Origin of the sequence: Rubrivivax sp. JA1026, assembly GCF_011065555.1 — a bacterium.
In the GTDB taxonomy this organism is placed as follows: domain Bacteria; phylum Pseudomonadota; class Gammaproteobacteria; order Burkholderiales; family Burkholderiaceae_C; genus Rubrivivax; species Rubrivivax benzoatilyticus.
In genome coordinates this window covers 1-321 of the sequence record NZ_JAALCQ010000030.1, presented here as the reverse complement: position 1 = coordinate 321, position 321 = coordinate 1, and the positions used below count along the sequence as shown (strand labels likewise).

Sequence of the window (321 nt, the reverse complement as noted above, 5' to 3'; positions counted from 1 at the left end):
CTGGCCTCGCAGATCCTGGGCATGCAGCTCGTCACCCACCAGACCGGCCCCGAAGGCCAGAAGGTGCGCCGGCTGCTGGTCGAGGAAGGCGCCGAAATCCGGAAGGAGTACTACGTCGCCGCGCTGACCGACCGCGCGACGCAGAAGGTGGCGCTGATGGCGTCGTCCGAAGGCGGCATGGACATCGAGGAAGTGGCGCACGCCACGCCGGAGAAGATCCTGAAGGTCTTCGTCGACCCGCTCGTGGGCCTGACCGAGGCTCAGGCGCGTGAACTGGCGGTGGGCATCGGCGTGCCCGAAGCCAGCCAGGCGCAGGCGGTC

General features: G+C 69.2%; 1 protein-coding gene. It reads left to right on the top strand.

The features are described 5' to 3' along the window. A partial coding sequence (locus G5B56_RS19780) for an ATP-grasp domain-containing protein (protein ID WP_310733818.1) occupies positions 1 to 321 on the top strand: 321 nt, incomplete at both ends.